This is a genomic window from Anaerolineae bacterium (assembly GCA_014360855.1).
Lineage (GTDB): Bacteria > Chloroflexota > Anaerolineae > JACIWP01 > JACIWP01 > JACIWP01.
Map to the genome: position 1 here is coordinate 1 of JACIWP010000053.1, position 13,476 is coordinate 13,476.

At 66.3% G+C, this 13,476-nt stretch carries 12 protein-coding genes and 3 tRNA genes; 4 read left to right on the forward strand and 11 right to left on the reverse strand.

The window, feature by feature from the left end; all coding sequences use genetic code 11:
- The 4 genes from H5T60_04440 to H5T60_04455 all read right to left on the reverse strand — a co-directional run.
- Positions 1-822, reverse strand: an 822-nt coding sequence (locus H5T60_04440) for an alkaline phosphatase family protein (GenBank protein ID MBC7241676.1), incomplete at its 3' end; no start/stop codon positions are given.
- A 21-nt stretch (positions 823-843) separates the two neighbouring features.
- Positions 844-2,010: a hypothetical protein gene (locus tag H5T60_04445; GenBank protein ID MBC7241677.1), complete on the reverse strand. Its 1,167-nt coding sequence runs from the start codon at positions 2,008-2,010 to the stop codon at positions 844-846.
- Between the two features lie 3 nt (positions 2,011-2,013).
- Complete coding sequence (locus tag H5T60_04450; GenBank protein ID MBC7241678.1) at positions 2,014-3,138, reverse strand: glycosyltransferase family 4 protein; 1,125 nt, start codon at positions 3,136-3,138, stop codon at positions 2,014-2,016.
- A complete protein-coding gene (locus H5T60_04455) occupies positions 3,135-4,109 on the reverse strand; it encodes a glycosyltransferase family 2 protein (protein ID MBC7241679.1) in 975 nt (324 codons plus the stop codon). The genes H5T60_04450 and H5T60_04455 overlap by 4 nt, the downstream gene beginning before the upstream one ends.
- A 194-nt stretch (positions 4,110-4,303) precedes the next feature.
- Here H5T60_04455 and H5T60_04460 point away from each other — a divergent pair, with 194 nt between their 5' ends.
- From H5T60_04460 to H5T60_04475, 4 genes are read left to right on the forward strand one after another with little or no spacing between them, the layout of a single operon-like run.
- On the forward strand, positions 4,304-5,836 hold the full coding sequence (locus tag H5T60_04460; protein MBC7241680.1) for an O-antigen ligase family protein: 1,533 nt from the start codon (positions 4,304-4,306) through the stop codon (positions 5,834-5,836).
- The gene (locus tag H5T60_04465; protein MBC7241681.1) at positions 5,781-6,284 is read left to right on the forward strand and encodes a GtrA family protein; all 504 of its coding nucleotides are present in this window, start codon (positions 5,781-5,783) and stop codon (positions 6,282-6,284) included. Before H5T60_04460 ends, H5T60_04465 begins: the two co-directional genes overlap by 56 nt.
- A 1-nt stretch (position 6,285) precedes the next feature.
- Entirely contained in the window at positions 6,286-7,425 is a 1,140-nt protein-coding gene (locus H5T60_04470; protein ID MBC7241682.1) for a glycosyltransferase family 4 protein, read from the forward strand.
- Complete coding sequence (locus H5T60_04475) at positions 7,418-8,071, forward strand: hypothetical protein (protein ID MBC7241683.1); 654 nt, start codon at positions 7,418-7,420, stop codon at positions 8,069-8,071. Before H5T60_04470 ends, H5T60_04475 begins: the two co-directional genes overlap by 8 nt.
- Here H5T60_04475 and H5T60_04480 read toward each other — a convergent pair.
- From H5T60_04480 to H5T60_04510, 7 genes are all read right to left on the reverse strand, one after another.
- Positions 8,068-9,120 (reverse strand): potassium channel protein, encoded by a 1,053-nt coding sequence (locus H5T60_04480; GenBank protein MBC7241684.1) that lies wholly within the window; start codon positions 9,118-9,120, stop codon positions 8,068-8,070. The two genes, H5T60_04475 and H5T60_04480, sit on opposite strands and share 4 nt — an antisense overlap.
- Positions 9,121-9,239: 119 nt before the next feature.
- Positions 9,240-11,840: a cadmium-translocating P-type ATPase gene (cadA, locus tag H5T60_04485; protein ID MBC7241685.1), complete on the reverse strand. Its 2,601-nt coding sequence runs from the start codon at positions 11,838-11,840 to the stop codon at positions 9,240-9,242.
- 140 nt (positions 11,841-11,980) lie between these two features.
- Entirely contained in the window at positions 11,981-12,319 is a 339-nt protein-coding gene (locus H5T60_04490; GenBank protein MBC7241686.1) for a winged helix-turn-helix transcriptional regulator, read from the reverse strand.
- Positions 12,320-12,468: 149 nt separating this feature from the next.
- Positions 12,469-12,888: a cytidine deaminase gene (locus H5T60_04495; GenBank protein MBC7241687.1), complete on the reverse strand. Its 420-nt coding sequence runs from the start codon at positions 12,886-12,888 to the stop codon at positions 12,469-12,471.
- An 83-nt stretch (positions 12,889-12,971) separates the two neighbouring features.
- Positions 12,972-13,049 (reverse strand) — tRNA-Arg (locus H5T60_04500).
- Between the two features lie 20 nt (positions 13,050-13,069).
- Positions 13,070-13,160 (reverse strand) — tRNA-Ser (locus H5T60_04505).
- A gap of 23 nt (positions 13,161-13,183) precedes the next feature.
- Positions 13,184-13,269, reverse strand: a tRNA-Ser gene (locus tag H5T60_04510).
- Positions 13,270-13,476: the final 207 nt, after the last annotated feature.

A 13,476-nucleotide genomic window follows, 5' to 3' on the forward strand; every position in this document is an offset into this window, starting at 1 on the left:
ATACCAGAAGCGCGCCATGGTGGAATCATAGACCGCGACATAATCCACGCCGAAGCGCAAACCCAGGGCTTCGACCCGCCGGCGGAGGTCCACCGTCCCCCGCACGGGCACCATGCCGTGGTCGGAGAAGGCGAGCAGGTGAATATCTACGCCGGCGGTCTCGGCAGCGCGGCGCAGTTCCTCGATGCGGCGCTCGTACCACTGCAGGCGCGCCAGGATGGCCGGCGAGTCGGGGCCGCCGGCGTGCCCCAGCGCGTCCACCGAGGCCAGGTACAGGAAAAGGAGACGCGGCCCATCGGGGCGCAGGGCGCCGGCACACTGCTGAAAAATTTCTTCCTCCGGCATAGGGTACGTGAGGAAGCGGGCCGGCACCCCATGCTGGTCCAGCACTTCCACCAGCGAAGGGCAGTCGAAGGCGCCCGGGCGGAAGTCCCAGCGCTTGGAGCAGTGGTCCATCAGGTGCAGGTAGCGCAGGGGAAAATCATAGACCGGGAAGTAGCCGTCGAAGCCGTGCCGGCGGGCGGTCCAGCGCGCGATGAGGCGCTTGAGCAGTGGGTTGTCGGCCAGCCGGTTGTGCAGGAGCGGGCCGGCCAGGTTCAGCCAGCGCGTCCAGGCGAAGGGCGAATGGGCGGGGTCGTAATACAGGTACGACCAACGCCCATGCACCTGGGGGAGCTGACCGGTCAGGATGGATGGTATAGCGGCGGAGCTGTAGCCGAGGATGGTGCGCAGCGGCTTGCGGAAGGGGCACAGCTCGCGCAGGAAGCCGCTTTTCTCCACTGCCGGCCAGCTCAACGCGTCGATTGCGATCGCAACAGTCACCGTGTGCCGCATATGCTCATCTCAAAAAGGAGGGCCTGGGTGCCAGGCGCGGATGAACCGCCGGCCCAACGCCTGGCGCGGGGAGCGTTTCCAGTCTGTGCCCAGACAGCTCAGCCGGCGCGCAACCGCCGGCCAGGGCACCTGCTCCGCCGGCAGGAACAGCAGTAGCGGCAGGACGCGCACCAGATGTTCCGTCGGGTGTTCTCCCCACAGGGCCGGCGTCAGCGGGCGAAGGCGGGCCAGTGTCACCATGTAATGATACAAACGGGTCGAGAGGGGGAGCCGGGCGGATGGATCGCGCAGTAAGGGCGCGGCGTGCTGGAAAAAGGAGAGCCAGAAGGCCTGGCCCTGTCCCTGTGCCGTCCGGCGTTCTGTCTCCGCCCAGCGCCAGACCCGTTCGTGGCGGGCAAGGGTTTCCGCCAGCAGTTGCGCCAGGTCGGACTTGTCATACAATGGACAGGCCGGCATGAGCTTATCCTGCACAGCCTGGGCATACGCCGGCCGGATAAATTCCAGCTCCGCCGGCAGGGGACATGTCTCCAGCAGGGCCGGCCGCCGGCGGTATATGGCGTCGTACCGCCGGCGCAGGATGAGCACCGCATCGCCCCAGCTCAAGCGGGCCTTCTGTACAGCGATATGAACGAAGCGGCGCACAGGCTCGGTGAGCGGCTCGTCGTCCAGCATGAGCTGGGACCACAGCAGGGCGGCGCCGCGGTTGAAAAGATAGCGGGTTGCCTCCCAAGGTGGGAGCAGGCCGGCGTCTCGCCAGGGGATCGCCTCGATGACCGAGCCATCGCCCCATAAGACCTGATGGCCGACGGCGATCTCATGCGATTCGACCGTCAGGGGAGCATGGGCCAGCATCCCAGGGGTCTTGCAGGCCAGGTCTACCCGCACGCCGCAGTGCCGGCTCAGCGCCGGCTCAAGGGCTTTCAGCCGGCGGCGTAGTCGCCACCAGGAGAGCCAGTCATCGCGCCGGCACACCACCAGGATATCGTAATCGTTGACGGGCTGAAGCCGGCCGTGTTCGTCCGGCGCGGCGCCCCCTTCGCCGCGGCCGAATCCTCCCGTGAGGATGATACTGCGCACCATGCCGTCGGCGGCTTCCAGGACCGCCTGGCAGATGCGGCGCATGTGGCCGGCGATGCGCTGTTCCACGTCCGGGTCACCCGTCACTGTGAACGGCATGGGTCAAAGCCCTCGTCGCTGTAGGACCTGCTGGTACACACGCATCACCCCCTCCGCGGTGCGGCGGACGTCGAAGGTCTCGCGCACCCGCCGCTGGGCGGCCAGACCCATAGCGCCGGCGCGGGCGGGGTCGTTCAGCAGCCTCAGCACAGCCTGGGCCATGGCCGCCGGCTCGCCGGCCGGCGCCAGCAGGCCGGTCACCCCATGCTGGACAACCTCCGGCACGCCGTTGACGGCGGTGGCGACGGCCGGCCGGGCCATGGCGCCGGCCTCCAGCAGGCTGTATGGCAGTCCCTCCCAATAGGAGGTCAGCGTCACCACATCGGCGGCGGCCAGCAGGAGCGGCACGTCCTGGCGCTGGCCGAGCAGGGTGATGACGTGCTCCAGGCCGTACTGCCGGGCCATCGCTTCCACTTCCGCGCGAAGAGGGCCGTCGCCGGCCAGGAAGCCGCGGGCGTCTGGACGCTGGGCGTGCAGGTGGCGCATCATGCGCACGAAATCCTGTGGCGCCTTCTGGGCGTCCAGCCGGCCGACCTGCAGTATGACCGGCACCGATTGCGGCCATCCCAGCTGTTCCCGGGCTTTCTCCCTGCTCATCTGGCGCGGTTCCCACTCCTGCCAATCCAGGCCGTTGTACACGGTGACCACCGAGGCCGGCTCTCCCCAACCCTTGGCCAGCATCCATTGGCGGTCTGCCTCGCACACGGCAATCGTGATATCGGTGATGCGGCGCCAGGCGCGCTCCAGCGCCTCATATATGGGCTGGAGCGCGGTTTGGCGGATGCGGATGGTCTGCGGGGTGTAGACGACGCCGGCGCCGGCCAGCCGCGCCGCCGGCCGCGCCCAGATGCCGGCGAACTGGCTGTGCACATGGACGATCTGGATGTGCTCCTGACGCACCAGCCGCAGGAGGGCCAGGAAGGGGCCGGCGTTCTGCCATTTGCCCATGGGCCAGGGATGCCCCGCTACTCCCAGTTCCGCCAGCCGCCGGCGGGTGCGCTCATCGCCGGCAGGATAGCAGACATGCAGGGCGCACTGCCGGCGGTCCAGATGCTGGGCGAGCGAGAGCACATGTACCGCCTGCCCGCTGAGGATGGGTTCGTAGAAGACCTCGGCGACGCGCATCATCGGAACCACCGATATATGGAGCGGTCAGGCACCCGGCGCCGGCCCCGGATCTCCCTGCGCTTTTCCAGCATGCGGGGGAGGAGGCGGATGACATCCAGGTACGCGCCCAGGAGGGCCGGCCGGCGCAGAGCCATGTAGCCCAGGCGGAGGGCGTCCTCCGCCAATATCCGCGGCAGGGCCGGGAGCAGGCCGGCGAGGGTGTCGTTCTTCAGCATCATCAGGTAGCGGTTTTTGACGGCATGGCGCTGGGCGAACGCCATTTTCGGGGCGCGTGACGGCTTGCGCAGGGTATCGCCGCCGCCGCGCCCATGCCAGCCGGCGGCGCGCGGCTCGTACCAGCACTGCCAGCCGCGGGAACGCGCTCGCCAGGCCAGGTCGGCGTCGTCGTAGTAGGCGAAGAAGTCCTCGTCCAACACTTCGTCAAGACAGCGCACATCCTCCAGCATGGTGCGGCGCGCCATCCAGGCCGCGCCGCAGGCGCCGAAGACCTCTTCGGCGCGGTCGAACTGACCGCGGTCAACCTGGCCCTGACCGCGGTCGTAGGGCCGGCGGGAGCGGGAGAGGAACAGTCCGGTCGAATCAAGGGTACAGCCGGCCCAAGGGCTGTCGCCGCGCCAGAGCTTGCCGCAGGCCAGGCCGGCGGCCGGCTTGTCCCCCAGCCGTTCCGCCAGCCGGGCCAGGAAGTCGGGGAGCAGGTACACGTCCGGGTTCAGGGACACAATGAACTCGCCCTGGCTGACGACATAGCCCTGGTTGAAGGCGCGGCAGAAGCCGGCGTTGTTGTCGTTGCGGATGACCTGCACGCGGCCGGCGGCAAGGGCCGGCGCCAAAGAGCCATCGCTCGACGCATTATCCACGACGATGATCTCCAGAGGGCGATGGGTTTGCTGTGCCAGGGATTCCAGACAGAGCGCCAGTTGATGGCCGCTGTTCCAGTTGACGATGATCACAGAGATGAGGCCGGACTGCATGCTGGCATCCTGAAGGTGATGTGTCGCCGGACCGCGCCGGCTGGACTGGCATAATGTAACCACAAGAGGGGGCGTTTGACAAATCGGGATGCGGTTGGCGCATCATCGGGCCGTGATAGGCCAGTGTTTTGACAAATCCCCATGCCGTGCCTATATTGAGCGGGTAGACGGTGTGAGCATAAGGAAGAGGGTCGGTGACAAATCAGGGTGGGAAGCGCCGGCTGGGTATTGGGGGGTATTCCTCACCCGCCGGCCTGTCGTGGCGCGATGCCGTCGGCGCGATAACTGCGGCCGGCCTGGCTGTCATGCTGGCACTGGCCCCCCTATCGTGGGGTGTCCTGATCGTAGGGGGCGCGCTGGCTGTCGGCATCACCCTGATACGGCCGGCGCTGGGGCTGGGCTTCCTGGCACTGCTGGTGCCCTTCGGCTCCCTGCGGGAGGTGCCGCTGGGGCCGGCGTCGGTCGGGCTGGCAGAATTCTACGCGCTGTTCGTCATTGCGGCCTGGTGCATGTACATGGCGGCATGGCGGCGGGTATGGATGGCGCCCAGCCGGCTGTGGCCCCTGTTCGGCCTGTTGGTGGCGGCCATGCTGGTTTCCATCACCCAAGCGCTTTCCCTGAGCTATGCCGTCAAGGAGCTGAGCAAATGGCTGGAATTCGGCGCCGTGATGTTGTGCGCCGCATCCCTGCCGAACGCCGGCGAACGGAAGGTCGTCCTGGGCGCCTCGCTTGCGGCCGGTATTGCCGCCGCTCTGCTGGGCTGGTATCAGTTCCTGCGTGGGGTCGGGCCGGAGGGGTTCATCCTGTTCGGGCGCTTCATGCGCGCCTATGGGACATTCCGCCAGCCTAACCCGTATGCCGGCTATCTGGGCATCATCCTGCCGGCGGCGCTGGCCCTGGTCATCAGCTACTGGCCGTGGCGGGCCGGCGCATCCTGGGGGGAACGCGCGCTGTGGCTTCTGGGCGCCGCCGGCGTGCTGACCATGGGGCCGGCTGTGCTGATGAGTTGGTCGCGGGGCGGGTGGTTCGGCGCCGCGGCGGCGGTGCTGACGGTGCTGGTCCTGCGCGGCCGGCGGGCGGCATTCCTGACGATGCTGGCCGTGCTGGTGCTGGCCGGCGTCTTCATCGTGATGGAACTCGGGCAGGCACTGCCGGCGTCTCTGGTACTGCGGGTGACAGATTTCACCGATTACTTCACGCTGGGGGATGTGAGCGACGTGGTGCCGACGCCGGCGAATTGGGCGGTGGTGGAACGGCTGGCGCACTGGCAGGCGGCGGAGCGTATGTTCAGCGAGCATCCCTGGCTGGGCGTGGGCATCGGGAATTACGAACCGGTGTATCCCGCGTACCGCCTGCCGCGCTGGCCGGAGCCGCTGGGGCATGCGCATAACTATTATTTGAACATCGCGGCGGAGACGGGGCTGTTCGGCGCGCTGGCTTATGTGCTGTTCTGGATTGGCGCGGCCTGGCAGGCCTGGCAGGCCCGCCGGCGAAGCGCCGGCATCTGGCGCGGCCTGGCGCTGGGTGTCTTGGGCATCATCGCCCATCTCAGCGTGCACAACCTGTTCGACAACCTGTATGTCCAGGGCATTTACCTGCAAATTGCCCTGTGGCTCGGATTGATCATCCCATTGGCAAGGGCATCCGCGCATGAGGAACGAGACACTGTCCATGTCGAGGCTGGTGGATTGGGGGTTGGGCTTTCTGGGAAAGACGCCCCTGTGTAAAATCCCCTTCGTTGCCGGCGCACTGGAGCGGGCGCGCGGCAACGCCCGGGAATTAGAGCGCTTCATCAAGTTCGCGCTGGTGGGCACGCTGGGCGCGGTGGTGGATTTCAGCGTGCTCAACTTCCTGATACTGACCTTTGGGTGGTCCAAGGCGCTGGCCAACACCTTTTCGTTCAGCGCGGCAGTGCTGAGCAATTTCACCTGGAACCGCCTATGGACGTTTCCGGAATCCCGCCAGCGGCCCATCCGCACCCAACTGCCGCAGTTCGTCCTGGTGAACCTCATTGGGCTGGGCATCAATCAACTGGTGTTCCTGAGCCTGGACCATTACGTGTTCGGGCCGTGGTTGGGCCGGCTGGGGTATAACGTGGCCAAGGCCATCGCCATCCTTATCGTGCTGTTCTGGAACTACGGCATCAACCGCATCTGGACCTATAAGGGCCTGTAAGGTGCACATTGTCATTGACTACACGCCGGCGGTGCGCCAGGCCGCCGGCATCGGCCGGCTGACCCGCCACCTGATCCGTGCCGCGGTGCCGCTCATGGCAAACCACCGCGTGACCCTTTTCGTGGCCGGCCCCGTGCCGGCGGGTCATCCCGAGCGGGCCGGTTGGCCATCCCATGTGCGGCTGGCGGACACCGCGGTGCCGGAGCGTGCCCTGACCATCTTGTGGCATCGGGCCGGCACGCCCCTGCCGGCGGAGGTGTGGGCCGGCCGCTGTGACCTCTTTCATGCCACCGACTTCGTCCTGCCGCCGACCCGTGCCCCCGGCATCCTCACCGTGCATGACCTCTCTTTCCTGCGCTTTCCCGAGTGCGCGCATCCGAACCTGCGGCGCTATCTCATGCGGGTGGTGCCGCGTTCCTTGAAGCGGGCGGCGCGCATCCTGGCCGATTCACAGGCGACGCGGGAGGATCTGGTGCAACTGCTGGGCGTTCCGGCCGAGAAGATCGCGGTGGTGTACGGCGGGGTGGAGGAGCGCTTCTCGCCGGCCCCCGAGCCGGCGCTGGATGCCGAGCTGATCGAGCGCTTTGGGCTGAGCGCGCCGTACGTTCTCAGCCTGGGGACGCTGGAACCGCGCAAAAATTACGTGCGGCTGATGCGGGCGTACGAACGGGCATGGGAGGAGGCCGGCGGGGATTTCCCCGAGCTGGTCATCGCCGGCGGGAAAGGGTGGCTGTACGAGGAGATATTCGAGACCCACCGCGCCCTGCGCGCCCGCGAGCATGTGCATCTGTTGGGTTTTGTGGAGGACCGCTTCCTGCCGGCGCTGTACCGCCGCGCCTGGCTCTTCGTCTATCCTTCCCTGTACGAGGGGTTTGGTCTGCCGCCGCTGGAGGCCATGGCATGCGGCTGTCCGGTCGCCTGCTCCAACGCCTCTTCCCTGCCCGAGGTAGTCGGCGATGCGGCCGTTTTGTTCGACCCTCTGGATGAAGCGGCCATCGCCCAGGCCCTGCGTCAAGGGGTGGAAGACAGTCAACTGCGGGCGCGACTGCGGGCGGCCGGCCTGGAGCGGGCGGCCGGGTTCACCTGGCAGAGATCGGCGGAGGCGCTGATACGTGAATATGCGCAGGTGATGCATGAGTGATACGCGCGTGAACGGTCTGGAAAGGGCCGGCGTACTGGTCGGCCTGGCCCTGCTGGTATGCGGGTACTGGGGGCCCTGGGTCAGCCATAAGGCCGCTGGCCTGGTCCTGCTGGGCTATGACCTGGCGGAGTATGTGAAGTTTCTGGGGGAGTTCCGCGCCGGCATCCTGGCGGTGTGGCGCGGCTGGTTCCTCCTGCCGGCCGGCGCCATCGCCCTCGCGCTGGCACTGTGCGCCATTCATCCCGCCCTGCGACTGCGCTGGTACGGGGGGCTTGTAGGTCTGGCGGCCGGCGTGCTGACTTCTTTGACGCTCCTGCCGCCGGCCTGGTATCCGGCCCTGCTCTGGATGCCCGAGTTTCGTCTTGCTACTGTCATCATGCTGGCCGGCCTGGCCGCGCTGGTGTTGGTGCCGATATGGTGGCTTCTGCCGTGGCGTTGGTGCATCCTGTTGGCGGCCGGAGTGAATTCCCTGGCCGCGGCCGGCGCGGTATGGTCGTTCCTGCGGGTCAAGCCGGCTATCGACCGGGTGTACGGCGCGCCGGCGCCCTGGGGATGGGGGTGGGTGGTGATGGCGGCTGGTGCGCTCCTGCTGGACGTGATGGCCGCCGCGGCATGGGCCCGCCGGCGCGGCGGCATTCAGGATTAAGGGTTCCTTCCCCCTCGCCTTCTGGTGGAGCGCAATAGAAATCTCTCATCGCCGGCCAGCCGCGCCAGGGCTTCCACCTGTTCGGGCCGGCCCAGCACTACCATGACATCTTCGGCCTGGAGGGTCAGGTCGGGCGCCCAATCGATCACCCGCTGATCCGCCCCGCGCAGGATGGAAAGCACGTTGGCGCCGGTGCGCGTGCGCAGTTCGGCTTCCCCCAGTGTTTTCCCCACCAGCTCCGAAGAGGGGTGGATGCGGATTTCCTCCATGTACAGCTCCGGGTCGTTCCCCATGGCCTTCTCAAGGAAGATCATGACGTGCGGGCGGGTAAGTTCGCGCACGATGCGGTGCGCCGCCAGTTGATACGGGGATAGGACGCCGTCGGCGCCGGCTTTCCGCAGTTTCACCTCGGCCTCCCGAGTCGTGGCGCGGGCGATGATGGTCAGGTTCGGGTTAAGCGAGCGGGCGCTGAGGACGACAAAGACGTTTTCGGCGTCATTGTCCAGCACGGCCACCAGGCCCCGGGCGCGCTGGATGCCGGCGCGCAGGAGCGTCTCGTCCTCGGTAGCGTCCCCCATGACGTACAGGATGCCGCACTGCTCACAGCGCTGGATGGCTTCGCTGGCCTGATCCACGATGACACAGGGGATGCCCTCGTCAACCAACCCACGAGCCACCTGTTCTCCGATCCGACCGTATCCGCAGATGACATAATGTCCTTGCAGGCGTTCGATGGCGCGCATGAGTTTCCTCCGTTTGAGCGTGCCGGCCAGCTCGCCGGCGACCAGGAATTCCGCAATGGTGCCGAAGGTATAGGCGCCGGCACCGACCCCCAACAGTACCAATGTCATGGTAAAGAGGCGTCCGTTGGCCGAAAGCGGCCGCACCTCCTGAAAGCCCACGGTCGAGATCGTGATGATGGTCATATAGAGGGCGTCCAGCGGGGAAAGCCCTTCGATGAGGATATAGCCGACGACACCCACGAAAACCAGGAAGAAAAAGAACAGGATGAGCCGATAGATGCGCTGGGCTGGAGTTGGGGTGGGCATTTTGTGGGACCTCCGGGCCGTTCCGGAAGATATAATAATCAGCGGCGCAAATATCCGCAAATCGCAGGGGGAAGAGGGCCGGCCCTCTTCCCCCTTTCATCCGTCGGCGAGGGGAACTGTCACCCGGAATGGGTGTGGACGGGATGGCGGGGGCCGGCCAGCAGGCGCAGTCCGTTCAGCGTCACCAGCAGGGAGGCCCCGACATCGGCGAAGACGGCCATCCACAGTGTGGCCATGCCGGCCACGGCCAACGCCAGAAACGTCAGCTTGAGGGCCAGGGAAAAGACGACGTTTTGGATAATGTTGCGGCGGGTGCGCCGGCCCAACTGCACCAGGTCGGCGATTTTGCGCAGGTCATCTGACATGAGCGCCACATCGGCGGTCTCCAGCGCTACGTCGGTGCCGGCGGCGCCCATGGCGATGCCGATGGTGGCACGGGCCAGCGCCGGCGCATCGTTGACGCCGTCGCCCACCATGGCGACCCGTTCGTAGCGTTTTATCAGCTCATCCACGATCTGTACCTTTTGCGCCGGCAGAAGCTCCGCGTAATACTCATCCAGGCCCAGCTCGCCGGCGATGGCCTCGGCGACGCGGTGATGGTCGCCGGTGAGCATGATGATGCGGGATATGCCGGCGGCGCGCAGTCTTCGCACGGCCTCTGCGGCTTCCGGACGGGGTTCGTCCGCCAGGCCAATGGCGCCAATGAGATGAGGCCCTCCAGCATGTTCGCATGCTTCCCGGCTGGCTACCAGCACCACACTGCGGCGCTTTCCCTGGAGCGCCTCGAGCTGTTCCCGGGCCTCCGGGTTGAGCAGGGCGTACTGTTCCATCAGGCGGGCGTTGCCCAGGATAAAGAGACAGCCGTTGACGCGCGCCATGGCGCCCTGGCCGGCGAGCGCCCGGTAATCCTCGGCCTTCCAGCGCATCAGGCCGCGCTCTTGTGCGGCGGATACAATCGCTTCGCTCAGCGCGTGGCTGGAGCGCTCCTCAATGGAGGCGGCAATGGCCAGCAGTTCCTCCGGTTTATGGCCGTTGAAGCTGATGAGATCGGTCACGACGGGCCGGCCGCGGGTGAGGGTGCCGGTCTTGTCGAAGGCCACTGCTTTGAGCCGGCCGGCGTTCTCCAGATGCAGGCCTCCTTTGATCAGTATGCCCTGGCGGGCGGCCTGGCTCAGCGCGGAGACGATGGCCACCGGAGTGGAGATTACGAGCGCGCAGGGACAGGAGATGACCAGCAGGGTGAGCGCCCGGTAGAGCCAGGGCAGGAAGGGTTCCCCGAGCGCAAGGGGAGGCACCGCGGCAATGCCGGCGGCCAGCGCCAGCACGACCGGGGTATACACCGCCGCGAAGCGGTCTACCAGACGCTGGGATGGGGCGCGCGAGCCCTGGGCCTCCTGCACCATGTGGACGATGCGCGCCAGGGTATTGTCCTGTGCGAGGCAGGTGACGGCGATTTCCAGCGCGCCCTCGCCGTTGAGGGTGCCGGCGTACACCACATCGCCTGGGCCTTTCTCCACCGGCATGGATTCCCCGGTGATGGGAGATTGGTCCACGCTGGAGCGGCCGGCCAGCACCTGTCCATCCATGGGGATGCGCTCACCAGGACGCACCAGGATGCGGTCGCCGACCTGGAGGGTCTCCACCGGTACCTTCTCTTCCATGCCGTCGCGCAGGCGTGCCGCCAGGCGCGGTGAGAGGTCGAAGAGCTTCTGGATGGCATTCCGGGCGCGGTCCATGGTGCGCGCCTCCAGGATGTGACCGATGGAGAAGAGGAAGACCACCGTGGCGGCCTCTGCCCATTCCCCGATGCCGGCCGCCCCGAGTACCGCTACCGTCATCAGCAGGTTCATGTCGATGGAACGGGCAGTGCGGAGCGCGGCGAGGCCGGCACGGGCGATGGGAAATCCGCCCAGCACAATAGAAGCCGCCCAAAATGGGATGGTGAGGAGCGGCCCCGCGCCGGCAAGATGCAGGATGCCGGCGGCCGCCCAGGCCAGCCCGCTGGCCAGCGTCAGCCACTCGCGCCGATCGCGCGGCTTCCACCAGGGAACGGAGGTTCCCTGCGCGGCTCGCTCGGCGGGTTCCACGCGGTAGCCGGCGGCCAGCGCCTGCTGTTGGACCGCCTCGATGATATCCGGCCGCTGATGCTCCACCGTGAGCAGGCCGGCGCCGAAGTTTACTTTGGCAGCGCGCACCTGCTCCAGCGATGCCACAATGTGCTCCAGTTTGGCGGCGCAGTCCGCGCAGTCCATGCCCTCCACGCGAAACACAGTGACCTGAGCGCCGTTGCTTTCCTGCAGAGTGTAGCCCAGGGAGGAGACCTGTCGCTCGATGGCCGGCCCAGGCTCGGCATCACCTTCGACTTCGACGATAAGCGTCCCCAGCCCGAAATTCACGAAGGCGTCCCGCACGCCGGGAAGCCGGCGGACCGCTTTCTCGATGGTGCGCGCACATTCGGTGCAGTCCATACCGCCGATGGTGTAGCGCAGGTGGCGGATGTCCTGTTGGAGGGTGGATTCTTGCCGGCGTGCCCGCTCCAGCAGGGAAGCGGAGGAGACCCGCTCCGGATCAAAGCGTACGCGGAGGATGCCCTGTGCGTCCATGTCCACGGCCTCGACGCCGGCCTGGGCGAGCAAGTTGTCCTTCAGCCGGCCGATACAGGCGGGGCATTCCCGCAGTTCGGGTTGTTCAGGGAATGGACGGTGCTGTAGCTCTTCCATGTCAGCGCCTCATCTATGAGAATATGAGCATATGTTCATTGATAATTCAGGATAATGGGCGACCTTGCGGTCGCCCCGTCGCGACGTGCTGTCAGGTCTCCATGCGGTCAGGATGATGGGCTATGATGGCCGGCAGTCCGTCAGATGTGCTGGACGTGGTCCAGTCCTTGGGCGAAAAGGGTGAGCACGTGATCGTCGTCCAGCGCGTAGTAGACATGCCGGCCTTCCTTATGGGAGCGGACCAAATGCAGTTGGCGCAGGGTGCGGAGCTGGTGGGAGATGGCGGACTGGCTCATCTCGAGTTGTTCGGCCAGCTCATGCACACAGCGTTCGCCGGCGCACAGTGCGGCGATCAACCGCACGCGGGTCGGGTCGCTCAGCGCCTTGAATATCTCCGCAAGGCGTGCGGCGGTTTGCTCATCCACGAAGGGGAGCGACAGCGCACAGGATTCCTGCGGTTGGTCCGTGCCGGCGTTCATCGTCTCCGTTTCTCAAATCTATGAATAGATGTTCAACTATTGCGAATAATAACACGGGTGGGCGGTGTTGTCAAGCGGCGGGAGGCCGGCTCTCTACCACCGTCTTGCGCACGAGGAGGCACGGCACTGCTGTGGCCCGGGATGCCGGATTATTCGGCAGGAGCGTTGTGGTCAAAATAGTGGTAGGCGCCCGGCAGAAGCTCGTGCGCCGGCGCTTTGATGACCTGGCCATCCTCGACCAGGATGACATGGGCATCCGGCGCGTACTCGAGGATGAGCTGGCGGCAGTTCCCGCAGGGAGACAGTACCGTGTAGCCGTTCTCCGCGCGGTGGACGGCTACTACGGCCAGGATGTCCCGCTCGCCGTGGGCGAAGGCGTTGCCCAGAGCGACCGGTTCGGCACACGGGCCGTGGATGCCCTCGATGTTGACACCGGTGTAGATGTGGCCGGAGCCGGCGCGCACGGCGGCGGCAACCGTATGGCGGTCCGGTACATAGGCGCGGCGCAGAGTTTCTTCGGCGGCGCGGATCAGTTCCATGTCCTCGGATGTCAGCGGCAGGTGGTTCATCGTGTCCCTCCTGATATCGCTGATCGGGTGCCGGCGGATGGGAGAAAAAGGCCTTGCCACCAGTATGGTGACAAGGCCATGCTTGGTACCCCCGACAGGATTCGAACCTGTGGCCTCTTCCTCCGCAGGGAAGCGCTCTCAATCCACTGAGCTACGGGGGCATATATATGATTTGCCAAGGCGGGGAGATAGGGATTCGAACCCTAGGAGGAGCTATTCAGCCCCTCAACCGCTTAGCAGGCGGCCCCAATCGACCACTCTGGCATCTCCCCTTGCTTCTGAGATAGCCATCAGGCGGAGGGAGAGGGATTCGAACCCCCGGTGGGCAAAGCCCACAACGGTTTTCAAGACCGCCGCAATCGTCCTCTCTGCCATCCCTCCAGTCACGCCGGTGGATGGCCCTCTCCACCGCACGCCCTCAGTATAGCAGAGAGCGGGCAGATTGTCAAAAATGGGGCAGGGCGGTGTTGGGAGGGGCCGCCGGCGGAGGGAGGGGGTGGGGGCTAGCCGGCCAGTTCCATTTCCTCGATGGCCCGCTGTGCTTCCTCCGCCGAGAGGGGGCGGGGGTAGTTGTACATCGGGCCGGCC